General features: G+C 70.5%; 23 protein-coding genes and 1 tRNA gene. 11 read left to right on the top strand and 13 right to left on the bottom strand.

Going from position 1 to position 21105, the window contains the following annotated elements; all coding sequences use genetic code 11:
- The first annotated feature begins 211 nt into the window (after positions 1 to 211).
- Both AC3IF3_RS19110 and AC3IF3_RS19105 read left to right on the top strand, forming a co-directional pair.
- Positions 212 to 601 carry a DUF2267 domain-containing protein gene (locus tag AC3IF3_RS19110; RefSeq protein WP_243973901.1) on the top strand — a complete coding sequence of 130 codons (390 nt, stop codon included), beginning with the start codon at positions 212 to 214 and terminating at the stop codon, positions 599 to 601.
- A gap of 175 nt (positions 602 to 776) precedes the next feature.
- Positions 777 to 995, top strand: a complete 219-nt coding sequence (locus AC3IF3_RS19105; RefSeq protein ID WP_489229909.1) for a hypothetical protein — start codon at positions 777 to 779, stop codon at positions 993 to 995.
- Positions 996 to 1007: 12 nt separating this feature from the next.
- Here the strand turns inward: AC3IF3_RS19105 and AC3IF3_RS19100 are convergent, their stop codons facing one another.
- Both AC3IF3_RS19100 and AC3IF3_RS19095 read right to left on the bottom strand, forming a co-directional pair.
- Positions 1008 to 1901: a hypothetical protein gene (locus AC3IF3_RS19100; protein WP_489229908.1), complete on the bottom strand. Its 894-nt coding sequence runs from the start codon at positions 1899 to 1901 to the stop codon at positions 1008 to 1010.
- An 84-nt stretch (positions 1902 to 1985) separates the two neighbouring features.
- Positions 1986 to 4055: a M3 family metallopeptidase gene (locus AC3IF3_RS19095; RefSeq protein ID WP_489229907.1), complete on the bottom strand. Its 2070-nt coding sequence runs from the start codon at positions 4053 to 4055 to the stop codon at positions 1986 to 1988.
- 148 nt (positions 4056 to 4203) lie between these two features.
- On the opposite strand from AC3IF3_RS19095, the gene AC3IF3_RS19090 reads away from it, so the two are divergent.
- From AC3IF3_RS19090 to AC3IF3_RS19080, 3 genes are all read left to right on the top strand, one after another.
- Complete coding sequence (locus AC3IF3_RS19090; RefSeq protein ID WP_489229906.1) at positions 4204 to 5115, top strand: extensin-like domain-containing protein; 912 nt, start codon at positions 4204 to 4206, stop codon at positions 5113 to 5115.
- A 71-nt stretch (positions 5116 to 5186) separates the two neighbouring features.
- Positions 5187 to 6290 carry a L,D-transpeptidase family protein gene (locus AC3IF3_RS19085; RefSeq protein ID WP_489229904.1) on the top strand — a complete coding sequence of 368 codons (1104 nt, stop codon included), beginning with the start codon at positions 5187 to 5189 and terminating at the stop codon, positions 6288 to 6290.
- 257 nt (positions 6291 to 6547) lie between these two features.
- Entirely contained in the window at positions 6548 to 6937 is a 390-nt protein-coding gene (locus AC3IF3_RS19080; RefSeq protein ID WP_243973895.1) for a response regulator, read from the top strand.
- Positions 6938 to 6964: 27 nt separating this feature from the next.
- Here AC3IF3_RS19080 and AC3IF3_RS19075 read toward each other — a convergent pair whose 3' ends face one another.
- Positions 6965 to 7354 carry a YraN family protein gene (locus AC3IF3_RS19075; RefSeq protein ID WP_489229903.1) on the bottom strand — a complete coding sequence of 130 codons (390 nt, stop codon included), beginning with the start codon at positions 7352 to 7354 and terminating at the stop codon, positions 6965 to 6967.
- Positions 7351 to 8322: a 16S rRNA (cytidine(1402)-2'-O)-methyltransferase gene (rsmI, locus tag AC3IF3_RS19070; protein ID WP_489229902.1), complete on the bottom strand. Its 972-nt coding sequence runs from the start codon at positions 8320 to 8322 to the stop codon at positions 7351 to 7353. Before rsmI ends, AC3IF3_RS19075 begins: the two co-directional genes overlap by 4 nt.
- 135 nt (positions 8323 to 8457) lie before the next feature.
- Here rsmI and AC3IF3_RS19065 point away from each other — a divergent pair, with 135 nt between their 5' ends.
- Positions 8458 to 9726 carry a penicillin-binding protein activator gene (locus tag AC3IF3_RS19065; RefSeq protein WP_489229901.1) on the top strand — a complete coding sequence of 423 codons (1269 nt, stop codon included), beginning with the start codon at positions 8458 to 8460 and terminating at the stop codon, positions 9724 to 9726.
- Here AC3IF3_RS19065 and hemW read toward each other — a convergent pair whose 3' ends face one another.
- Genes hemW through rph form a run of 3 tightly spaced genes read right to left on the bottom strand, consistent with a single transcriptional unit; the run spans position 9727 to position 12280 of the window.
- On the bottom strand, positions 9727 to 10902 hold the full coding sequence (hemW, locus tag AC3IF3_RS19060) for a radical SAM family heme chaperone HemW (RefSeq protein WP_489229900.1): 1176 nt from the start codon (positions 10900 to 10902) through the stop codon (positions 9727 to 9729). It lies immediately after the preceding gene.
- 38 nt (positions 10903 to 10940) lie between these two features.
- On the bottom strand, positions 10941 to 11570 hold the full coding sequence (gene rdgB / locus AC3IF3_RS19055; protein ID WP_489229898.1) for an RdgB/HAM1 family non-canonical purine NTP pyrophosphatase: 630 nt from the start codon (positions 11568 to 11570) through the stop codon (positions 10941 to 10943).
- Positions 11567 to 12280, bottom strand: a complete 714-nt coding sequence (rph, locus tag AC3IF3_RS19050) for a ribonuclease PH (RefSeq protein WP_489229897.1) — start codon at positions 12278 to 12280, stop codon at positions 11567 to 11569. Before rph ends, rdgB begins: the two co-directional genes overlap by 4 nt.
- Before the next feature lie 167 nt (positions 12281 to 12447).
- Between rph and hrcA the strand changes: the two genes are divergently transcribed.
- Both hrcA and AC3IF3_RS19040 read left to right on the top strand, forming a co-directional pair.
- Positions 12448 to 13503 carry a heat-inducible transcriptional repressor HrcA gene (gene hrcA, locus AC3IF3_RS19045; protein WP_243973888.1) on the top strand — a complete coding sequence of 352 codons (1056 nt, stop codon included), beginning with the start codon at positions 12448 to 12450 and terminating at the stop codon, positions 13501 to 13503.
- Positions 13504 to 13655: 152 nt separating this feature from the next.
- Positions 13656 to 14288: a LysE family translocator gene (locus tag AC3IF3_RS19040; RefSeq protein ID WP_489229896.1), complete on the top strand. Its 633-nt coding sequence runs from the start codon at positions 13656 to 13658 to the stop codon at positions 14286 to 14288.
- A 74-nt stretch (positions 14289 to 14362) separates the two neighbouring features.
- Here AC3IF3_RS19040 and AC3IF3_RS19035 read toward each other — a convergent pair whose 3' ends face one another.
- Entirely contained in the window at positions 14363 to 15190 is an 828-nt protein-coding gene (locus AC3IF3_RS19035) for a DUF1236 domain-containing protein (RefSeq protein WP_489229895.1), read from the bottom strand.
- A gap of 336 nt (positions 15191 to 15526) precedes the next feature.
- Here AC3IF3_RS19035 and AC3IF3_RS19030 point away from each other — a divergent pair, with 336 nt between their 5' ends.
- Together AC3IF3_RS19030 and AC3IF3_RS19025 are read left to right on the top strand one after the other, a co-directional pair.
- Complete coding sequence (locus AC3IF3_RS19030) at positions 15527 to 16891, top strand: MFS family transporter (protein WP_489229894.1); 1365 nt, start codon at positions 15527 to 15529, stop codon at positions 16889 to 16891.
- 121 nt (positions 16892 to 17012) lie between these two features.
- Positions 17013 to 17294: a DUF2312 domain-containing protein gene (locus AC3IF3_RS19025; protein ID WP_243973884.1), complete on the top strand. Its 282-nt coding sequence runs from the start codon at positions 17013 to 17015 to the stop codon at positions 17292 to 17294.
- Positions 17295 to 17342: 48 nt separating this feature from the next.
- Here the strand turns inward: AC3IF3_RS19025 and AC3IF3_RS19020 are convergent, their stop codons facing one another.
- The 5 genes from AC3IF3_RS19020 to AC3IF3_RS19000 form a co-directional block, all read right to left on the bottom strand.
- Positions 17343 to 18332 (bottom strand): phosphoribosylaminoimidazolesuccinocarboxamide synthase, encoded by a 990-nt coding sequence (locus AC3IF3_RS19020; protein WP_489229893.1) that lies wholly within the window; start codon positions 18330 to 18332, stop codon positions 17343 to 17345.
- Positions 18333 to 18477: 145 nt separating this feature from the next.
- On the bottom strand, positions 18478 to 19083 hold the full coding sequence (locus tag AC3IF3_RS19015; RefSeq protein WP_243973882.1) for a PAS domain-containing protein: 606 nt from the start codon (positions 19081 to 19083) through the stop codon (positions 18478 to 18480).
- A gap of 344 nt (positions 19084 to 19427) precedes the next feature.
- Positions 19428 to 19503: transfer RNA gene (locus AC3IF3_RS19010), tRNA-Phe, on the bottom strand.
- 106 nt (positions 19504 to 19609) lie between these two features.
- Positions 19610 to 19792, bottom strand: a complete 183-nt coding sequence (locus AC3IF3_RS19005; RefSeq protein WP_243973881.1) for a DNA gyrase inhibitor YacG — start codon at positions 19790 to 19792, stop codon at positions 19610 to 19612.
- Positions 19789 to 20442 carry a Maf-like protein gene (locus AC3IF3_RS19000; RefSeq protein ID WP_489217636.1) on the bottom strand — a complete coding sequence of 218 codons (654 nt, stop codon included), beginning with the start codon at positions 20440 to 20442 and terminating at the stop codon, positions 19789 to 19791. Before AC3IF3_RS19000 ends, AC3IF3_RS19005 begins: the two co-directional genes overlap by 4 nt.
- A 341-nt stretch (positions 20443 to 20783) precedes the next feature.
- On the opposite strand from AC3IF3_RS19000, the gene AC3IF3_RS18995 reads away from it, so the two are divergent.
- On the top strand, positions 20784 to 20993 hold the full coding sequence (locus tag AC3IF3_RS18995) for a hypothetical protein (protein WP_243973879.1): 210 nt from the start codon (positions 20784 to 20786) through the stop codon (positions 20991 to 20993).
- Positions 20994 to 21105 lie beyond the last annotated feature (112 nt).

Raw genomic sequence — 21105 nt, 5'->3', positions numbered from 1 at the left:
CGCGCCGGGTGCGGCAACTTGGTCCGGGGCGCTGGTAAGTCATCCGTCGCCGCCGGGATAGGGGGCGCGCCGCGGGTCCGACCCGCCGAGGCGGCGGCGGGGGGCGGCCCGCGGCACCACCGAGACTTCCCCGGGAAAGCCCGCCGCGCGCTTGATTTCCGCAGCCCCAGAGTCGAAGGACGTCTGGAAACGTTCCGAAGAGATCATCGTCATGGAAGAACTGCTGGCCCGCGTCACCGCCCGGACTGGGCTCGACGCCGCGACCGCACAGACCGCCGTCGGGCACATCCTCGCCTTCCTGCAGAAGGAAGGGCCCGAGAGCGAGGTCAACCAGCTGCTGGCGGCGCTGCCGGGATCCGATTCGCTGATCGCCGAGTCCAATGCCGGCGAGAGCGGCGGCGGCCTGATGGGCATGCTGGGCGGCATGATGGGCGGCGGCGGCGTCATGGCGCTCGGCCAGAAGCTGATGGCGGCTGGCGTGCCGATGGGTCAGATGCAGCCGCTCGGTCAGGAGCTGTTCGCGTTCGGCCGCGAGAAGGTCGGCGAGGACGCCATGGGACCGATCATCGGTTCGATCCCGGGGCTCAACCAGTTCGTCTGATCCCGCGCTGCGTGTGCGGCGCCGCACTGTCATCGGGCACGGCCCGGACGATCGTGAAAAAACAGTTTCCGGGCGAAAGCTTGACGGAACCTGTCAATGCGATCCCCGTTATTTGGGGTGCGGTCGGCAAGGGTGCCTTAAGCGACCTGCGCGACCGCGATCCAGCAGGCCGGCCATGCCCGTGTTCGAAGCGAAGAACCTGGACAGCACGTTCGAGGGCCAAGCGCTCCTCGCCGCAATCCTGCATCCGACGCGCGCTGCCCAGACTCGCGCGTTGCGCCACGGCCGCCGTCGCGCCGAGCGCGCATCCTCGATGGCCGATCCGATGACGCTCGAGCCGCGATTTCCGATCGCGGCCGACAGCCTGACGCCGAGCCCCTGCCCGTCGCGCTGATGGGCGCGACCGCTACCAGGGCTGCGGCGTGACCAGGCCCTGACGGGTCACCACCACCCAATCCCGTCCGCGGCGCTCGACGCCTTCGACGCGGCCGAAACCCGGCAGCACCTCTCCGGGCCCGATCTCCAGGAGCCGGTGCCGGCGATTCTCGAGGATCGCCATGCCGTCATAGACGTCACGGACAGCCCAGCCGTCGATCACCGGGGTCTTCTCGACGGCCGGCGCCTTCGGTTTCGCATCGGCCGGCTTGATATCAGCGAGGCGCGCTTCGGTGATCTTCGCATCGCCAGCCTTCGGCTCCACGCTCCGCGTCTCGGCGAGGCTTCCGGTCTGGGTCGGCTCGGCCTTCGCGACCGGGGTCACCGGGGGCGACCGCCGCTCGATCTGGGCCGCCAGCCCGGCGATGCGGACGTTCTGCTCCCGCTCGACCTGTTCGAGACGCTCGCCGAGGGCCGCGGTCTTGGCCGCGAGGGTCTTGTCGAGCTGCGCGAGGCGCTCGCTCAGGGCGCCGCTGCGGGCGGTCGCCTCTTTGCGGGCGGTGTCGGTGGATGCGCGCAGGTCGGCGAGGACCTGATGGAGTTGTGCGATGTCGCTGCCGAGCCGTGCGGTCTCGGTCCGACCGGCGTCCAGCGTGGTGCTGAGCGCCAGGACAGCGTCGTTGGGCAGGGCGGCCGACCGGGTCGCGGCGATGACGCCGCCGCCCAGCAGCGCGCCCAGCGCCAGGCAGGCCCCCGGGATCGCGAGCCTGCGCAGGTCGATCCGCGCCAGTGCATCACGAGCCGCGCGCTGTCCGCTGCGCGGCTCGGACGTCGCGGTCTCGCCGCCCGCATCCGCCTGGCCGGTCACCACGGCCTTGAGCAGATCGGCCGGCGAGACGGCCGGCGTGGTTTCGCTCTTGGTCATCGCCCCGAACTCCGCGCGCAGAACCTCACTGCAAGCGTTCGTTAAGGACGTTTGTTTACGAAGCCCTTACCGCGGCGCGATCGCTCACGCCGCTAGGCCACGCTTCTTCAGCAGGGGTTCGATGCTCGGCATCCGTCCGCGGAAGGCCGTGTAGGCCTCGCGCGGATCGCGCAGGTTGCCGGCCCCGTAGACGAATTGGCGCAGGCGTTTGGCCGTCTCCGGATCGAAGATGTCGCCGGCCTCGCGGAAGGCATCGAAGGCGTCGGCGTCCAGCACCTCCGACCAGAGATAGCTGTAATAGCCGGCGGCATAGCCGTCCCCCGAGAAGATATGGGCGAAATGCGGCGTCCGGTGCCGCATGCTGATCTCGGCCGGCATGCCGATCCGGCCCAGCGCCTCGGCCTCGAAGGCGGGCACGTCGAGCCCCGCTTCCCCATCAGCCGAGAGGTGCAGCGTCATGTCGACGATCGCCGACGACGTGTATTCCACGGTGGCAAAGCCCTGGTTGAAGGTGCGCGCGGCCAGGAGCTTCTGCAGCAGCGTGTCCGGCATCGGCTCCCCGGTCCGGTGATGGCGGGCGTGTGTCCGCAGGACCTCGGGCTGCTCCAGCCAGTGCTCGTAGAGCTGAGACGGCAGTTCCACGAAGTCGCGGGCGACCGCGGTGCCGGACAGAAGCGGGTAGGTCACGTCCGACAGGAGGCCGTGCAGGGCGTGGCCGAATTCGTGGAACAGGGTGCGCGCGTCGTCGAAGGACAGAAGCGTGCTCTCCCCCTCGGGCGCCTTGGCGAAGTTCATCACGTTGACGATGATCGGCGTGATCGGTCCGTTCAGCCGCTCCTGCGAGCGGAAGGCGCTCATCCAGGCGCCGGACCGCTTCGAGGCCCGGGCGAAGTAGTCGCCCAGGAACAGCCCGACCTCGGACCCGTCCGGGTTGCCGACCCGCCAGACCCGCACGTCGGGATGGTAGCGCGGCACATCGGACAGTTCTTCGAAGGTCAGGCCGAACAGCCGCGCAGCCGTGTCGAACGACGCCTCGATCATCCGGTCGAGGGGCAGATAGGCCTTGATCTCGCTCTCATCGAGATCGTGCTCGGCGCGCCGCACCTTCTCGGCGTAGTGGCGCCAATCATGCGCCTGGAGGGTGAAGTTGTGGCCCTCGGCCTGGATTGCGGCCTGGAGCCGGTCGCGCTCGTCGCCCGCCCGGGCCCGGGCCGGTGTCCAGACGTCGCGCAGGAGTCCCGTGGCGGCGTCGGGGCTCGCCGCCATCGTGTCGTCGAGGGCGAAATGCGCGAAGCTCTCGAAGCCCAGCAGGCGCGCCCGTTCGGCGCGCAACCGGATGATCTCGGCGGCGACCGCGCGGTTGTCGGTCTCACCGCCGTTCTCCCCGCGGCGGGTCCAGGCCGCGTAGGCGCGCTCGCGCAGGTCGCGACGGGTGGAGCAGACGAGGAACGGCTCGATCAGCGAGCGGGAGAGGGTGATGACATGGCCTTCCAGACCCCGTTCCTCCGCGGCGCTTCGGGTAGCGGCGCGCAGGAACGGCGGCAGGCCGGCCAGATCCGCCTCGGCCTGGAGCGGCAGCGTGAAGCTGCTCTCGTCCGCCAGGAGGTTCTGGCTGAATTGGGTGCCGAGTTCGGACATCCGCGCCGCGATCTCGGCGATGCGCGCCTTGGCCTCGGGCTCGAGATCCGCGCCCGCCCGCCGGAAGCGGATCCGGTAGCGGTCGAGCACGCGGCGCTCCTCCGGACCCAGGCCCTCGGCCTCCACCGCCGAGATGCGCGCCCAGAGCTTCGGATCGAGGTAGATCGCGCTGCCGTGGCGGGCGAGTTTCGGCCCGATCTCGCGCTCGATCGCCTGGAGTTCCGGGTTCGTGTGGCTGCCGGTCAGGTTGTAGAACACCCCGGCGACCCGATCGAGGGCCTGGCCCGCCCGCTCCATGGCCACCACCGTGTTGGCGAAAGTCGCAGGCGCCGTCTCGCCGGTGATCGCCTCGATCTCGCCGGCATGGGCGGCGAGCGCCGCCTCGAAGGCCGGGAGGTAGTGATCCGACCGGATCCGCTCGAAGGGCGGGATCCCATAGGGCGTCGTCCAGTGCGCCTCGCGGAAGGGATTGTCCTGCGGCAGGCTCGGGAGCCCGGCTTCAGCTGCGTCCGGCATTCGGTCCTCGGATCCATCCATGCAATGGCGCGTCCCGCCGTCACGGTCGTGCAGACAGTGGTCCGTTCGGCGCATCCGTCAACCGCGCCGGCGATCCGAATGCCCGCTCGCTCGTTTGCTAGGACCAATGCCCACGCTTCGAGGCCCCATGCCGGGACGTCTTCCGCCGATCCGCCGACCGTCGATCCCGCTGGTGCGGGGGATCCTCGCCGCGGCGCTCGCACTGCTCCTCCCCGCCCCGGGTCGGGCGGCCGAGACCCCGGCGGCCACCGTTCCGGTGCCGCCGCCCCTGCCGCCGGAACGGCCGGACGCGCTGAAGCCGCCCGCCGCCGTGGAGACGGCCGCGCCGACGCCACCGGCGCGGCCTCCGGACCTGACGCCCGCCGACGCCATCAAGGTTCCGGCATCGGAGAAGGCCCCGGAGACGGGCAAGCCCGAGATCCCGACACCGCCGCCCACGCCGCCGGGGCGGCCGCCGGAACTTTCCGGCGAGGCCGTCCTGGCGCTCAAGGTCGCCCCCCCGGACGACACGGCCTGCCGGACGCGCCTCAAACGGCTCGGGGTCGACTTCGAGCCGCTGGCACCGATCGCGGAGGGTCAGTGCACCGCACCTTTGCCGCTGAAGGTCACCCGGCTCGCCGACGGCGTCGCGCTGCCGCAGGGGGCGACGCTGACGTGCCGCACCGCCGAAGCCCTGGCGCGCTGGGTCACGGAGGTTCAGGTCGAGGCCGACCGGACGCTCAAGCACGGGCTGACCGGGCTCGAACTCGGCGGCTCCTACATGTGCCGGGGCCAGAACCATGACCTCGACGCCAAGCTGAGCGAGCACGCCTTCGCCAACGCCGTCGACGTGATGGGCTTCACCCTCTCGGGCCGCGCCAGCATCCCGGTGAAGGCGATGCCGGACGGTTCCGACGAGGCCGCGTTCCTGACCGCCGTCCGCGGTAAGGCCTGCGCGTTCTTCCGGACGGTCCTGGGACCGGGGACGAACGCGGCCCACGCCAATCACTTTCACCTCGACCAGCGCGAGCGCACGGCCGGTCACCGCCTCTGCGAGTAAGGTCGTGGAACGTTCGTGCAGGCGCAGCATTTCAGCGGGGAGCGCCTACGCTTGCGGAGATGACGACGTCGATGAACCCGAGACCTTGGCGTCCCGTTTGCGCGGTTGTGCTGCTCACTTGCATGGCTGCACAGGCTGCAGCTGCCCCGAAGCTAGCCCAGGGCGACGCGAAATCGTCCGCCCTCACCGCTGAAGCCGTTAACGCGGCTGCCCTGGCGCCGCAGGCAGGGGACAAATCGAGCGACAAGACGTCCGCCGCGAAGACGAGGAAGGCAGAGGGCGGCGACGAGAAGCCGGATCCGCTGATCGTCAAGGCGCAGGTGCTGCTCGATCGGGCGCATTTCTATCCCGGCGCCATCGATGGCCTGACGGGCGACAATTACCGGCGCGCCCTGGCGGCGTTCGCGGTGGCACAGGGTCTGTCCGCCACGGAGAAACTGACGCCGGAGGTCTGGGACAAGCTTCAAGCCACCAGCGACAAGCCGGCGGTGACGGACTACACGATCACGGACGCCGATGCCGCGGGTCCCTATATCGATAAGATCCCGCCCAAGATGGAACAGCAGGCTGACCTGAAGGCGCTCAGCTACACGAACCCGCGGGAGATGCTGGCCGAGCGCTTCCATATGGGGCGCGCCCTGGTCACGGCCCTCAACCCGGACAAGCCCCTCGACAAGGCCGGCACGACGATCACGGTCGCGGCGGTGGACCCGATGGGCACCGACAAGCTGAAGGGGAAGGATCTCCCCCAGGATCCCAAGGTCGAGCGTGTCGAGGTCGATAAGCAGAGCCGGGATGTGCGCGCCTTCGGCGCGGACGGGAAGTTGCTCGCCTACTATCCCGCTTCGATCGGCAGTACCGAGAAGCCGGCGCCGAGCGGCGACACCAAGGTCAAGGGCGTCGCCTTCGATCCGGACTACACGTACAATCCGAAATACGCGTTCAAAGGCGTGAAGACGCAGCACAAATTCACGATCCAGTCCGGGCCGAACAACCCGGTGGGCCTCGTCTGGATCGATCTCGCCATCCCGAGCTACGGGATCCACGGGACCCCCGAGCCCGAAAAGGTCGGGAAGACCGAGTCGCATGGCTGCATCCGTCTGACCAACTGGAACGCCCGGGACCTCGCCGCCCACGTCGCGCGCGGCGCGAAGGTCAGCTTCAAGGACGATTGACCTCCGCAACGGTCGGGCGCCCACCCCCGGCCGCCAAAATGTATCATCGGTTAACATTCCAGTCGCCAATGGCTACGGAACGGCTCGGGAACGCTTGACACGTTGCTCGTAACGGGCGACGCCAAAGGCCACCTCGGGAACCGTTTGTCATGGCTGTGTTGCGTTTTTGAAGACGCCGAGCATGCGGTTTCCGAGCGGCAGACAAACGAACGGTTTGGTCCCCGATCCGGGGGCGCTCGAAGGGAAGACGGCGCGGCGTGATTGCTGACCCCAACGACGATATTCTCAACGGCGTCCGCGTGCTCGTCGTGGAGGATGAGGCCGCGATCTCGATGCTGCTCGAGGACATGCTGCTCGATTTCGGCTGTGCCGTGGTCGGTCCGGCCGCACGCTTGTCCTCCGCGCTGGAAATGGCGTCGCAGGAGGTGTTCGAGGTCGCGATCCTCGACGTGAACGTGGCCGGCGAGCCGATCTATCCGGTTGCCGAGGCGATCGCCAAGCGCGATCTGCCGCTGGTCTTCTCCACGGGCTACGGCGGCGCCGGCATCCGCGAGCCGTTCCGTGACCGGCCTGTGGTGCAGAAGCCGTTCAGCCAGGCCGAATTGAAGCGCACGCTGATCGGCGCCATCCGGGCCGCCCGCGACTGAGACCTGCTCCGCTCCGCCCGGGTCGCCTCACAACCCCTCGATCGGGAAGGCGTCGGCGACGTGGGCCGGCCATCCCCGGGCGCCGACGAACACGGCATCGGCCCGGAACGTCATCCCGGCTGACCAAGAATTGCGACCGATCCAGGACCTGACCGCCCGGGAGAAGCGGCGCCTCTTGACCGCGTCGATCGCCTCGCGAGCGTCATCGCGCCGGGGACGGGCCTTCACCTCCACGAAGGCGATGGTGGTCCAGCGCTGGACGACGAGGTCGATCTCGCCCCCCGCGAGGCTGATGCGCCGGCCGATCGGCCAGTAGCCCTTGAGCATCAGCGCCGCCAGAGCCAGCCACTCGGCGCGATGGCCGCGCTGGTAGGCGGCGCGGCGTCGGACGGCCTGGTCTGGCCGCGTCGCGCTCACCCCTCGCTCCGCGCCAGGACGAGCGCCCGCGCGTAGACGAGCCGCCGGGGCTGCCCGGTCTGATCGGCCACGAGGCTCGCCGCGTCCTTGATCGAGTGGCGTTCGAGCGCCGTCCGGAGCAGCGCGTCGAGGGCGGTATCGTCCTCCGCGGTCCGCTCCGGCGTCGTGGCCGCGCCGATGATGACCACGATCTCCCCCTTCGGCGCCCCGTCCTCCGCGAAGCGCTCGCTCAGGGCCCCCAGCGTGTCGCGCCGGATGGTCTCGTAAAACTTGGTCAGCTCCCGGGTCACCGCGGCCGGCCGGTCCGGCCCGAGCATCGCAGCGGCGTCAACGAGCATCTCCGGAAGCCGGTGCGGCGACTCGAACAGGACGAGCGTGCCCGGGACCCGGGTCAACGCCTCCAGGCGGTTGCGCCGGGCGCCGGCCTTCTGCGGCAAGAACCCCTCGAAGAAGAAACGGTCGGTCGGCAGGCCCGCCGCCACCAGGGCGGTCATGACGGCGGACGGACCGGGCACCGGGGTGATCGCGATGCCCGCCGCGATGGCGGCCTGAACCAGCTTGTAGCCGGGATCCGAGACGAGGGGGGTGCCCGCATCCGAGACCAGGGCCAGCGCCTCGCCGGCACGCAGCCTTGCGACCATCCGTTCGCGCACCGCGTCGTTGGAATGCTCGTGATAGGCCAGCAGCGGCGTCGTGATGCCGTAATGGGCCAGCAGGGTCCGCGTGACGCGCGTGTCCTCGGCGAGCACCGCATCCGCTGCCGCCAGGGTGGCGAGCGCGCGGATGGTTATGTCGCGCAGGTTGCCGATGGGCGTCGCCACGATGTGCAGGCCGGGAGCGACCGGTTCGGCCTCGCTGGCCAGCCCGAAGGCCGTGAACGTGAGGGCCCGCGGGCGGTCGCCGCCCGGCTTCTGAGCAGGGGGTCTCATCGGAGCGGCTTGCCCCTGGGCATCGAATCGACGGGTCATGATCGGCGATCTTGCCACACTGGACGGCTCTCGTCGCGTCTAAGCCGCGCCGCCGGGGGCAAGTCCCGGTCCGCGCGTTTACATTTCCCGGGCCTGCCATCACGGTGGCGTGGCCTGCCCGAAGGAGACCGCGCCATGGCGTGCCCGATCGGCGCGCCGGACCGGGTCGTGCGCGTCACCGCCTTGAGCGTCGTGCTCCTCGGCGCGCTTCTGCCCCTCGGCGGCTGCCTCGGCGACGGCGTCGCCCGGCGCGGGCCGGCGCCGCAGGCCGCCACCTTGGCTCCGCCCGTCGAAGTGCCGCAGGGGTTGCCGGATGCGGCACCGACGATCCCGACCCCCATCGCGGCGGCTGGACAGCGGATCGGGACCGGATCTGTGAAGGTCGCCCTCGTCCTGCCGCTCAACGGACAGGGGGCGGCGGTGGGCACCGCCATGCGCAATGCCGCTCAGCTGGCCTATGACGAGGCGCAGCAGCCCGACCTGACGATCCTGGTGGAGGACGACCGCGGCAGCCCGGACGGCGCCCGGGACGGGACCCAGGACGCCCTGCGACAGGGCGCGGAGATCGTCCTGGGTCCCGTCTTCGCCGGCAGCGTCCAGGCCGCCGCCGCGGCGGCGAAGGCGATGGGCAAGCCGGTGATCGGTTTCTCCACCGACGTGACCGTGGCGGCCCGCGGCGTCTACCTCCTGAGTTTCCTGCCGCAGCCGGAGGTGGACAGGGTGGTCGAGGAATCGGTGGCGGGGGGCAAGCGCTCCTTCGCGGCGCTGATCCCCGAGACCGCCTACGGAAACGCCGTGGAGGCGGCCTTCCGCGAGACCGTGGCGCGCCGGGGCGCCCGGGTCGCGGCGGTGGAGCGCTACCCGGCGGGCAGTCCGGGCCAAGCGGTGGAGCGGCTGGCGCGGGTGATCACCGGTCCCGCAGCCACCGCCGACGCGCTGTTCATCCCGGAGACGGCCGACGCCCTGCCGGCGGTCGCGGCGGCACTGACCAAGGCCGGCTTCTCCCCGGCCCGGGTGCGGCCCATCGGGACGGCGTTGTGGAACGAGCCGGCGCTCTTCGCCCTGCCGGCGCTCCAGGGCGGCCGCTTCGCCGGGCCGGACCGCGCGGGGTTCTCCGCCTTCAGCGGGCGCTACCAGACCCGCTTCGGCGCGGTGCCGCCGCGCGTCGCATCCCTGGCCTACGATGCCGTGATGCTCGCCGCGGCCCTCGCGCGGCAATACGGCTCGCAGCGCTTCGCCGAGGCGACACTGACCAATGCGGCGGGCTTCGCCGGGATCGACGGCACCTTCCGCTTCCGGCCCGACGGGCAGAGCGAGCGGGCGCTGGCGGTCTACGAGATCCGCAACAACGCCGCGACCCTGGTCAGCCCGGCCCCGCGGGTGCTGGCCAAGCCCGGGATCTGATCAGCCGGCGAGCTCGGCCACGATCGCGTTCAGGACCGGCGCGCCCCGCGCCGTGGCGGCGATGCGTCCGCCCGGTCGCCGCTCCAGCATACCGTCGCCCACCAGCATGCCGATGCGGTTGCCGTTGAGCGGCCGGCCCTTGAGGGCGGCGTAGCGGTCCGGATCGATCCCCTCGCGCAGGCGCAGGCCCATCACCAGGAACTCGTCGGCCTGATCGGCGGCCGAGAGCGTTTCGGTCTCGGCGATGCCGTGGCCGTCGCGTTCGACCCGGGTGAGCCACGCCTCCGGCGCGCGCTCGGTCACGGTGCCGATCCGTCCGGGCGCGGTGACGAGGCGGCCGTGCGCCCCGGGGCCGATGCCGGCATACTCGCCGTAGCGCCAGTAGAGCAGGTTGTGGCGCGACTCGGCGCCGGGCCGCGCGTGGTTCGAGATCTCGTAGGCCGACAGGCCGGCCCGGGAACAGAGATCCTGCGTGACGTCGTAGAGGGCCCGGCCGATCTCGTCGTCCGGAACCACGAGCTTCCCGGCCGCCGCGAGACCGTGGAACGGCGTGCCCGGCTCGATGGTGAGCTGGTAGAGCGACAGGTGCTCGCCGGCCAGCGCGAGGGCCTGACCGAGTTCGTCCCGCCAGAGCGCGGGGGTCTGGCCGGGCCGGGCATAGATCAGGTCGAAGGAGGTGCGCGCGAAGACGGCCTGCGCGACCCGGATCGCGTCGAGGGCCTGCGCCACGTCGTGCAGCCGGCCGAGGGTCCTCAGGGACGCGTCGTCGAGCGCCTGCACGCCGAGGGAGACCCGGTTGACCCCGGCCGCGCGGTAGCCGTGGAAGCGGGCGGCCTCGACGCTCGACGGATTGGCTTCGAGGGTGATCTCCGCGTCCGGCGCCACCGTCCATCGAGCCGCCACCGCGTCGAGCAGCCCCGCGACGGTCGCCGGCCGCATCAGCGAGGGGGTGCCGCCCCCGAGGAAGATGCTGGTGACGGTCCGGCCGGGCGTCCGGCCGGCCATATGGGCGATCTCGGCCCGGAAGGCCTCGAGGAAGCGCGGCTCGTCCACGCCTCCGTGCCGGACGTGGCTGTTGAAGTCGCAATAGGGGCACTTCGCGGCGCAGAAGGGCCAGTGCAGGTAGATCCCGAAACCCGCATCGCGGGTCGGGTGGTCCGGGCCGGTCGTTCGCATGATCGCCGGGATGTGCGCGCGCCCGTCCGGTTTGGCAATCAGGCGCCGGGCGCGAGGCAGGCCCGGCGCAGCGCCACGAACGCCCGGGCGCGGTGGGACAGACCGGTGCCCGTCCGCCAGTCGACCCCGTGCTTCTCCGCGGCGCTCATCTCGCCGAAGGTGCGGTCATGCCCGTCCGGCCGGAAGATCGGGTCGTAGCCGAAGCCGGCCGAACCGCGCGGCGCCACGAGGTCGCCGAAGACCCGGCCCTCGAACAGCTCGGTGTGCCCGTCGGGCCAGGCGAGCACCAGGGCCGAGACGAAGTGCGCGCGGCGGTCGATCGCCCCGCGGGCGTCGAGTTCGGCGAAGATTCGCGCCATCGCCCCGGCAAAATCCTTGTCCGGGCCGGCCCAGCGGGCCGAGAACAGGCCCGGCGCCCCGTCGAGGGCGTCGACGCACAGGCCGGAATCGTCCGCGAAGGCGGGAAGGCCGGTGGCGTCGGCGGCGGCCTTCGCCTTGATCGCCGCGTTCTCGGCGAACATCGTCCCGGTCTCGTCCGGTTCGGGCAGGCCGAGTTCGCCGGCCGAGACCGCCTCCACCCCGAACGGCGCCAGGAGGTCGCGCATCTCGACGAGCTTGCCGGCATTGTGGGTGGCGATCACGACCTTGCCGGTCAGCCTGCGGCTCACGCGAGGGCCTCCTTCTGAAGGGCGACCAGCCGGTCGGTGCCGGCGCGCGCCAGGCTGAGGAGTTCGAGGAGCTGCTCCTGCGTGAACGGCTCCATCTCGGCGGTGCCCTGGACCTCGACGATGCCGCCCCGGCCGGTGAGCACGAAATTGGCGTCGGTCTCGGCCGCCGAATCCTCGGCGTAATCGAGGTCGAGCACCGCCATCCCCTTGTACAGGCCGCAGGAGACGGCCGCGACATGGTCCTTCAGAGGGTCGACCGAGATGATCGAGCGCGTCCGCATCCAGGCGAAGCAATCGTGCAGCGCCACCCAGGCGCCGGTGATCGCGGCGGTCCGGGTGCCGCCATCGGCCTGGATCACGTCGCAATCGACCGTGACCTGGCGCTCGCCCATGGCCGGGAGGTTGGTCACGGCCCGCAGCGAGCGGCCGATCAGGCGCTGGATCTCCTGCGTCCGCCCCGACGGCTTGCCGGAACCGACCTCGCGCCGGGTGCGTTCGTGCGTCGCACGGGGGAGCATGGCGTACTCGGCCGTGACCCATCCTTTGCCCGAACCCCGCAGCCACGGGGGCCCGCGCTCCTCCAGCGAGGCGGTGCAGAGCACCCGGGTGTTGCCGAAGCTGACGAGGCAGGAGCCTTCTGCGTAGCGCGACACGGCGCGCTCCAGGCTCACGGGCCGCAACTCGTCGGCGGCACGCTTGGAAGGCCGCATTGCGGGCCCCTTCTGTGGTGAATGTCGAGGGCCGGGCTCTTAGGCCGGTGCGGCACCGTGAGCAAGCATCGCCGTATGGATTGATCCGGGCGGGTCGGCCGGACATGATCGGACCACAGGATGATCGCGTGACAGACCCGAACTCTCGTTTCCCGAACGATCCATCGATGCAGGCCCTCGCCGCCCTCAACGAACGCGCCCGGGAGATCTTCCGGCAGATCGTCGAGAGCTACCTCACCACGGGCGAGCCGGTGGGATCGCGCAATCTCGCCCGGATCCTGCCGATGGCGCTGTCGCCGGCCTCGATCCGCAACGTGATGGCGGATCTGGAGCATTCCGGCCTGATCTTCGCGCCGCACACCTCGGCCGGCCGCCTGCCGACCGAGCTCGGCCTTCGATTCTTCGTCGACGCCATGCTCGAACTCGGCGATGTCAGCCAGGACGAGCAGGCCCGGATCGAGGCGCAGATGCGCGCCGCCGCCTCCGGCCACACCTTCGAATCCGCTCTGGCCGAGGCCTCGACCATGCTGTCGGGCGTCTCGCGGGGGGCCGGAGTGGTGTTGACCACCAAAGCGAATGTGAGCCTGAAGCACATCGAGTTCGTCCGCCTGGACCCGGCCCGCGCCCTGGTGATCCTGGTCTCGGACGACGGTTCCGTGGAGAACCGGCTGGTGGACCTGCCCGCCGGCCTGCCGGCCGGGGCCCTCCAGGAGGCGACAAACTTCCTGAACGCCCGGCTTCAGGGCCGCACCCTGGGATCGCTGCGGGCCGAGATCGAGGCCGGCCGCAAGGCCATGAAGCGGGAGCTCGACGCCATCACCGAGCGCCTCGTCGATGCCGGGCTCGCCACTCCGGTGGGCCCCACGGAGGCGCGCCAGCTGATCGTGCGCGGCCAGGCCAACCTGCTGGACGACCTGCGCGCCGTCGAGGATCTCGAGCGCATCCGCCTGCTGTTCAACGATCTGGAGACGCAGAAGGACGTCATCGACCTCCTCTCCCGCGCCGAGGGCGGCGAGGGCGTGCGGATTTTCATCGGCTCCGAGAACAAGCTGTTCTCGCTCTCCGGCTCCTCGCTGATCGCGGCGCCGTTCCGTGACGGCTCGCAGAAGATCGTCGGCGTCGTCGGGGTGATCGGTCCGACCCGGCTGAATTATGCGCGGATCGTGCCCATGGTCGACTACACCGCCCGGGTCGTCTCGAAGCTCCTCGACGGGGGTCGGTGAACCGCACGATCGCGGCGCGCGATGGCTTCACAAGAGGCGCCCGCCAAGCTTAGATTTTAAGTCAGCCTGGATCTCGATGATCGATACTGATTCGTCGTTGCCGAGGGCAGGCGCGCGCGTCGGCCCGACGTCGCGCGACACGGGGGATCCGCATGCCCAGTCTGGCGAGTTACCTGGCCTTCGCTGCGGTCTCGCTGGGCATGGCCCTGACACCGGGACCGAACATGGTCTACCTGGTCTCCCGCTCGATCGCGCAGGGGCGGACGGCCGGTCTGATCTCGCTCGGCGGCATCCTCGCGGGCCACATCGTCTACATGGCGTGCGCGGCTGTGGGACTCACGGCCCTGTTGATCGCGATCCCCTACGCCTACGATGCCGTCCGCTTCGCCGGCGCGCTCTACCTCCTCTGGCTCGCGTGGCAGGCGGTTCGGCCCAACAGTCGGTCCCCGTTTCAGGTCCACGATCTGCCCAAGGACAGCCCGCGCAAGCTTTTCGCGATGGGGCTGCTGACGAACCTGCTCAATCCGAAGATCGCGGTTCTGTATCTGTCGCTCCTGCCCCAGTTCATCGATCCGGAAAGCGGAAGCGTCCTCGCACAGGCGCTGATCTTCTGCGGCACGCAGCTCGCCGTCAGCGTGGGCATGAACGCCGTCTTCGTCGTCTCGGCCGGGACCATCGCCGCGTTCTTCACCCGGCGCCCGCTTTGGAGCGTCATCCAGCGCTGGCTGATGGGAACGGTGCTGGCCTCGCTCGCAGTCCGCATGGCGACCGAAGCCCACCGATGATCGCAGCGACGACACGGCCAGTGCCGCACGCCGGAGCGGCCTCCGTCCGGCGTGCGGTAGTCTTTGCGGACCGATCAGCCCGGAATGACGTCGACGATCTCGTAAGTGTCGGGATCGATGATCACGATGTCGTCGCGCACCAGGATGAAGTCGTAGCCCTCGTATTCCGGCACGAACTCGACGATCGATGGCGGCAGCCGGTGAAGGCTCACGGACCGGGGGATCGCGGTGCCGACCGCGAGGCCGAAGGCCACATCCCGCAGCGGCGAGACCCCGAGCCGGGTGATCGAACCGCGGAACTCCGAGCGCTGCCGCGTATCGAGGCGGCCCACCGCGCCGCGGGCCGGCCCGCCGCCCCGGGCACCGTCCCGGCCGCCCCGTTCGCCAGCGCCGCCGCGCTCACCCCGGTCGGGACCGGCCCCATCCCGGTTGCCGCGCTCGCCCGCCGGTCCCGTCTCGCGACCGCCCCGCTCCACGCCTCCGGGATTGCCGCCCGGCCCGCCGCGCTCCCCGGCGCCGTTGCGCTCGGCCGCGCCACCGGGCCGCCGCGGGCCGTCCGCGCCGCGGCCTGCCGGACCACCCGGCTCCGCGCCGCGGGGGCCACCTTCGGCGCCGCCGGGGCCACGCATCCCGCCGCCTTCCGGTCCGCCGGCGCCACCGCGCATGCCGCCGCCCTCGGGGCCGCCGGCGCCGCCGCGCATGCCGCCGCCCTCGGGGCCGCCGGCACCGCCGCGCATGCCGCCGCCCGGTCCCGCGCCGCCGCCGGCCGGGCCGGCACCAGCTCCCCCGCCGCCGGGCCCGCCACCCGGACCGCCGCCGCCGGGACCACCCTGTGCGAAGGCGGTCGCCGCTCCGACGACGACGATCGCGGCCGCCACCGTATCCCTCAGTATCCGCTTCATGGCCTCTCCTCCCGCTTCCGTCGGAGCGCTCGCGGCGCCCGCAACGCCCGCAACGGGGCCCCGGCGGAATCCGTTCCGTTGCATCGCTGACGTGGCGCAGGTGTCGAGGGATTGAGCGTCTATCGCGTCATCCCGTGGTCGCGCCGCCCGCATTGGGCCTGACGGTCGAACGCGATGACCCCGCCGCGGGCGAACCGGATTCACTGACACTGGCCACAGCTGTCCGCGGCTCGGGACCGATCACGGACTTGCGATCACGGTCATCACCTGTAACGTCGCGCAGCACGAAGAAGAGCCCGGCCCGTGCCGGCGCCGAGAATGGTCGACGGAGACGCCATGTCCGCCTCGAGAAACGATACGATCGGTATCGCGCCGAGCGCCCACGACGACGCTGCGGATCGGCGCCGGCGCATCTGGGCGATCGTCGGCTCGTCCTCGGGCAATCTCGTCGAGTGGTACGACTTCTACTGCTACGCGTTCTTCGCGCTCTACTTCGCGCCGGCCTTCTTCCCGAAGGGGGATTCCACCAGCCAGCTTCTCCAGACCGCCGGCATCTTCGCGGTGGGCTTCTTCATGCGGCCGGTCGGCGGCTGGCTGTTCGGGCGGATCGCCGACCGGGTCGGGCGGCGGACCTCGATGGTCATCTCGGTGCTCATGATGTGCTTAGGCTCGCTGCTGATCGGCATCCTGCCGACCTACGAGCATGTCGGCACTATGGCGCCCGTGCTGCTGCTCCTCGCCCGCATGCTGCAGGGCCTCTCGGTGGGCGGCGAGTACGGCACCTCGGCGACCTACATGAGCGAGGTCGCGATCAAGGGGCAGCGCGGGTTCTTCGCCTCGTTCCAGTATGTCACGCTGATCGGCGGCCAGCTCCTGGCCTCGCTGGTCCTGGTCCTACTCCAGACGGTCATGACCGCACCCGAACTCACGGCGTGGGGCTGGCGCATCCCGTTCTTCATCGGCGCCGGCCTCGCCATCGTGGCCCTCTACCTCCGGCGCTCGCTGGCCGAGACCAGGGACAGCAGCGACAAGGAGACCGCCGGCACCTTCGCCGAGCTGTTCAAGCACTGGCGGGCGTTCCTGGTCGTGGTCGCCTACACGGCCGGCGGCTCCCTGAGCTTCTACACCTTCACGACCTACATGCAGAAATACCTGGTCAACACCGCCGGGATGCCGAAGACCTCGGCCTCGCAGGTGATGACGGTGGTGCTGTTCGTCTACATGGCGATCCAGCCGATTTTCGGCGCCCTGTCCGACCGGATCGGCCGCAAGGTCAACATGCTGCTCTACAGTGGCCTCGGCACGCTCATGGTCGTGCCGCTGATGACGGCTCTCGGCACCAACAAGGACCCCTATCTCGCCTTCGCGCTGATCACGCTCGGGCTCGCGGTGGTGTCGTTCTACACGGGCATCAGCGGCATCGTGAAGGCGGAGCTGTTCCCCACCAACGTGCGCGCGCTGGGCGTCGGGCTGTCCTACGCGGTGGCCAACGCCACCTTCGGCGGCACCGCCGAGTTCGTCGCCCTGTGGTTCAAGGACAACGGCATGGAGAGCACGTTCTTCTGGTACGTGACCGTGCTGATGGCGATCGCCTTCGTGGCGTCCCTGATCATGCCGAACCCCAAGGTCCACGGCTATCTCGACGGCGACGGCACGGTCGAGGAGGCGCTCGGCAAGAAGGCGCGCTTCGCCCATGCCTGAGCGCGGTCGGACGATCGGGGCGGATCGCGCCCGGATCGTCCCCCACGCCGAGACCGCGTCGCCTTAACCCGCCGCTTACCCTGCGCCGGCCAGTGTGCCCCGTCATCCGACGAGGAATTGCATGACCGACATGACCGACACCGTGGGCGTCGCGGGCGACCGGATCCGCTCGATCATCGAGCGCGTGGAACGGCTTGAGGAAGAGATCAAGGACCTGATGGAGGCCAAGAAGGAGGTCTTCGCCGAGGCCAAGGGCGAGGGCCTGGACGTCAAGATCCTCAAGGAGATCCTGAAGATCCGCAAGCAGGACAAGGACGAGCGCGACGAGCAGGAGACGCTGCTCGACGTCTACCTGCGGGCGATGGACGCCCCTTCCCCGGCCCCGCTGGCGGCCGCCGCGTGAGCCTTTTCTCTTGAACGCTGGGTGGACGGTGCGGGCAGCGCCGTCCGCTCAGCGAATGGGATTGGCGGCCAGATAGGCGTCGAGGTTGTGGCGGATGCGGTCGAACGGCACCTCGGCCGGATCCGGCAGCGCGAACGGCAGGCCGGTGATCGTCTCGTAGGCGCGAATGTAGACCGCGGCCGTCTCGAGGACGACATCCGCCGGGATCTCCGGGATCGGATCCGTGTAAGGATCGCAGCGGGCCACGACCCAGTTGCGCACGAAGTCCTTGTCGAAGCTCTCCGGCGCCGAGCCGGCCGCGAAGCGCGCGGGGTAGCTCTCCGCGAACCAGTAGCGGCTGCTGTCCGGGGTGTGGATCTCGTCCGCCAGGACGATGCGGCCGTCCTGGTCCGTGCCAAACTCGTATTTGGTGTCCGCCAGGATCAGCCCGCGCTCGGCCGCCAGGGTCTGGCCGCGGGCGAACAGGGCCAGGGCCGCCTCCGAGACCGTGCGCCACTGCTCCGCGCTCAGCAGGCCGCGGCCGAGAATCTCGGCCTCGGTCAGCGGCGCGTCGTGGCCGCCGTCGAAGGCCTTGGTGGTCGGCGTGATGATGGCGTCCGGCAGGCGCTCGTTCGGGCGCATGCCCTCGGGGAAGCGGTGGCCGTACATCGCCCGTTCGCCGGCCCGGTACCGGGTCAGCACGGAGGTCGAGGTCGTGCCCGCGAGGTATCCGCGCACGACCACCTCCACCGGCAGGATGTCCAGGCGCTGCCCGACGACGACGTTCGGATCCGGATAGGCCAGCACGTGGTTCGGGCAGAGGTCGGCCGTGCGCTCGAACCAGTAGCGCGCGGTCTGGGTAAGGACCTGGCCCTTGAACGGGATCGCGGCGAGCGCCCGATCGAAGGCGCTGATCCGATCGGTGGTGATCAGGATGCGCCGGCCGTCGGGCAGGTCGTAATTGTCCCTGACCTTGCCACGGTAGTGGTTCGGCAGCCCGGGCAGCGTCGCTTCGGGCAGGACCTGATGCGCGTGCGGGGCGAGATCTGCCGTATCCATCCGAGCCTTCCATCCGGCTGAGCGGCAACGCCGCGGCGCTGCCTGTGTGCGCGGACGGGGCGGAGATTTCCAGTCCCGCTGCGCAGCGGTCGGCAGACCGGCACCTGCGGGTTCAGAGCACGGCCTGAGCCGCGCCCCGCCGGACTCAGTTCAGATTCGCGCGCGATTCAGCGGCCTGCTGCGCGGCGAGCTTCCGCCCGATCTCGTGCAGGAGCGCCTCCGCCCACGCCCTGAGGCCGGGATCGTTCAGGGCGTCGACCGCCCGGAACGCCGAGATCGCGGCGTCGGCGGCGCGTTCGAGGGGCGTCTCGCCCGGATCCGCCACCGGATTCGCGTCACCGTCCCGAGCGTTCAGGTCCGTGACGTCCACGATAATTCCATGGCCGCGCACCGGGCGGCCGAGGTGATCGCTGGAGAACCGGCCGCGCAACAGCACCCAGCGCAGGGCTCCGCCGGCCGAGGAGACGCGATACTCGACCACCGCGGGTCCGCCGTCCCGGACATACTTGCGGAAGGCCGCGCGAATCCGTGCACGGTCCAGCGTCGGGACAGCGGCCGCGTAGGCGGAGAGCGGCAAACCGGCTTCGGCCTCCTCCGGACCGAGGTTGAACAGGCGCGCCGCCGAACCGTCGGCCCAGACGCGATCCGAAGCCGCATCCCAGGTCCAGGTGCCGACGCCGTCTCGGGCATCGAGGGGGACCTGAAATTCCTTCCGCCGGCTCGGGCCGTCGAGCGACTTCAGTTTCGGCATTGCGGAGTCTGTATCTCGTTGAAAACCTGATTCATGCTAATTTGATTTTCGGCAACATCAAGGATCTCGATAGTGCAATCCGATAGGGTTGCCGGTGCCCATTCGCCGACCTGCGTGCGGGGCACTCTGCCGTCGGATGACCGTGGCCCGGATCGTTCGGACGCGTCGGAGCGGCGATCCACGGGAGATCGGGTCTCGTCCCGGTGCGGGTCCGTCCCCGCGATCCGCCCTGCGGTGCCGATCGAACAGGCACCGGATCCGCCGAGCCATGATGGCTGTGGCGGGCGATTAAAGCGCGCGGAGACTGTTCGCGAAAAGTCCTGCCCGCGCGATCAGCGAGCGGATGGTGCCCAGGGACGGAGTCGAACCGCCGACACTGCGATTTTCAGTCGCATGCTCTACCAACTGAGCTACCTGGGCGTCGCCCGTGGCCGTGCCGGCCTCGGACGCCGCGGGGTATAGTCAGTGCCGTGCGGCCTGTCCAGCCTTGCCGGACCCTCGGCGGGATGGAAAAGCCGCGGGACCCTCAGCGTTCGGAATCGGGCTCGGGCGGGGGCTCGTCGCTGTCGATCTCTTCGGGGAGCGCGTAGCGCTCGTTCAGCCAGCGCCCGAGATCGACATCCGCACAGCGCTGCGAGCAGAAGGGCTGAAAGTCCGGCTCTGCGGGCCGTCGACAGATCGGGCAGGCCGGGCGGCGCTCGCGGCTCATGCCAGCGCGCCCCAGCCGGCCCGGACCGGATAGCCCTCGCCGTCCAGCAGGCTCATGGTCTCGTAGAGCGGCAGCCCGACCACGGCACTGTAGGATCCGACGAGCTTCACCACGAAGGCGCCCGCCAGCCCCTGGATCGCGTAGCCGCCGGCCTTCCCGCGCCACTCGCCCGACGCGACGTAGCCCTGGATGTCCCGGCCGGACAGGCGCTTGAACCGCACCCGGGTCTCGACGATCCGCTCGCGCCGGCCGCGGGGCGAGAGCACGCAGATCGCCGTGTAGACCCGGTGCTGGCGCCCGGACAGGAGACGCAGGCAATCCGCCGCCTCGTCCGGCACCTCGGCCTTGGGGAGGACCCGCCGCCCGACCGCCACGACCGTATCGGCCGACAGCAGCCATGTCGGCGCCGTCTTGTCGCCCAGGTGAAGCGCGGCTTCCGCGGTGGCGAGCTTGGTGCGCGCCAGGCGGCGGGCAAGGTCGCGGGGCGGTTCGGCCTTGCGCGGGGTCTCGTCGATCTCGGCCGGCAGCAGCGCGTCCGGCTCGATGCCGATCTGCTGCAGGAGCGCGAGCCGGCGCGGCGAGGCGGAGGCGAGCACGAGACGGGCCGTCGGTCCCTGCGTCGCGCCCGTCGCGTCTGGTTTGGCGTCCATGGTGTTCCGTTCGCACGATCGGCCGAGGGCGGCGCGCGGGGGCCGAGCGGCGCCCGCTCCGGCCGGGCCGGCCTCGATCCGCCTGCCTGATACGGGATGGGCTCGGGCTTGTGAACCGGATCCGGGGTCTCGGCGCCCCCATGCGCGCATCCGGCAAGGCCGTCCGACGCGAGCGCTCCGTCGGCGGGTTTCGGCGCAATGCTGATCAACCGGTGATAAAATCTCCCCGCAGGCCGCGATCCAAGCTCCGTCAAGACAATCGCAAGTTCTCAAGCGTGGCGGTAACCGGGTGTTAACCACAAACGCAGCAGATTGTCGGCCTCGGGCAGGAGTTGCCGTCGATGCTGAACGCCGATCCACTGCTGCAGCGTCCGAAGCTGCTGAATACGGCACTCGTCGCCCGCGCCCTCGAAGGGCTGAGGCCGAACGCGCGCACGCCCGTCGAGATGTGGCAGATGCTGACGGAACGCTACGTGGTCGATCTCGATGCCGCGGCGACCCTGCTCCCCGCCGACGAGCCCGAGACGCACTGGCTACCGTCCCGCGACTGATTTCGGCTCCGGCTCCAGCCGCCGCCGCTCAACTGGCACATGACGTGCTAGGTAATTCGTCAACTGTGAGGAAGCACCCAGGCAATCACAACGCGGCGGCTCGCACGCCAGA

The organism is Methylobacterium sp. J-118 (assembly GCF_057836565.1).
Note: the sequence above shows the minus strand (reverse complement) of the source record. Positions and strands in the feature narration are given on the sequence as shown.

Excerpts from the sequence above, each read along its gene's own strand:
- AC3IF3_RS19110 (WP_243973901.1), top strand. The coding sequence starts at position 212 with ATGGAAGAACTGCTGGCCCGCGTCACCGCCCGGACTGGGCTCGACGCC.
- AC3IF3_RS19105 (WP_489229909.1), top strand. The coding sequence starts at position 777 with ATGCCCGTGTTCGAAGCGAAGAACCTGGACAGCACGTTCGAGGGCCAA.
- AC3IF3_RS19100 (WP_489229908.1), bottom strand. The coding sequence starts at position 1,901 with ATGACCAAGAGCGAAACCACGCCGGCCGTCTCGCCGGCCGATCTGCTC.
- AC3IF3_RS19095 (WP_489229907.1), bottom strand. The coding sequence starts at position 4,055 with ATGCCGGACGCAGCTGAAGCCGGGCTCCCGAGCCTGCCGCAGGACAAT.
- AC3IF3_RS19090 (WP_489229906.1), top strand. The coding sequence starts at position 4,204 with ATGCCGGGACGTCTTCCGCCGATCCGCCGACCGTCGATCCCGCTGGTG.
- AC3IF3_RS19085 (WP_489229904.1), top strand. The coding sequence starts at position 5,187 with ATGAACCCGAGACCTTGGCGTCCCGTTTGCGCGGTTGTGCTGCTCACT.
- rsmI (WP_489229902.1), bottom strand. The coding sequence starts at position 8,322 with ATGACCCGTCGATTCGATGCCCAGGGGCAAGCCGCTCCGATGAGACCC.
- AC3IF3_RS19065 (WP_489229901.1), top strand. The coding sequence starts at position 8,458 with ATGGCGTGCCCGATCGGCGCGCCGGACCGGGTCGTGCGCGTCACCGCC.
- hemW (WP_489229900.1), bottom strand. The coding sequence starts at position 10,902 with ATGCGAACGACCGGCCCGGACCACCCGACCCGCGATGCGGGTTTCGGG.
- rph (WP_489229897.1), bottom strand. The coding sequence starts at position 12,280 with ATGCGGCCTTCCAAGCGTGCCGCCGACGAGTTGCGGCCCGTGAGCCTG.
- hrcA (WP_243973888.1), top strand. The coding sequence starts at position 12,448 with ATGCAGGCCCTCGCCGCCCTCAACGAACGCGCCCGGGAGATCTTCCGG.
- AC3IF3_RS19040 (WP_489229896.1), top strand. The coding sequence starts at position 13,656 with ATGCCCAGTCTGGCGAGTTACCTGGCCTTCGCTGCGGTCTCGCTGGGC.
- AC3IF3_RS19035 (WP_489229895.1), bottom strand. The coding sequence starts at position 15,190 with ATGAAGCGGATACTGAGGGATACGGTGGCGGCCGCGATCGTCGTCGTC.
- AC3IF3_RS19030 (WP_489229894.1), top strand. The coding sequence starts at position 15,527 with ATGTCCGCCTCGAGAAACGATACGATCGGTATCGCGCCGAGCGCCCAC.
- AC3IF3_RS19025 (WP_243973884.1), top strand. The coding sequence starts at position 17,013 with ATGACCGACATGACCGACACCGTGGGCGTCGCGGGCGACCGGATCCGC.
- AC3IF3_RS19020 (WP_489229893.1), bottom strand. The coding sequence starts at position 18,332 with ATGGATACGGCAGATCTCGCCCCGCACGCGCATCAGGTCCTGCCCGAA.
- AC3IF3_RS19015 (WP_243973882.1), bottom strand. The coding sequence starts at position 19,083 with ATGCCGAAACTGAAGTCGCTCGACGGCCCGAGCCGGCGGAAGGAATTT.
- AC3IF3_RS19005 (WP_243973881.1), bottom strand. The coding sequence starts at position 19,792 with ATGAGCCGCGAGCGCCGCCCGGCCTGCCCGATCTGTCGACGGCCCGCA.
- AC3IF3_RS19000 (WP_489217636.1), bottom strand. The coding sequence starts at position 20,442 with ATGGACGCCAAACCAGACGCGACGGGCGCGACGCAGGGACCGACGGCC.
- AC3IF3_RS18995 (WP_243973879.1), top strand. The coding sequence starts at position 20,784 with ATGCTGAACGCCGATCCACTGCTGCAGCGTCCGAAGCTGCTGAATACG.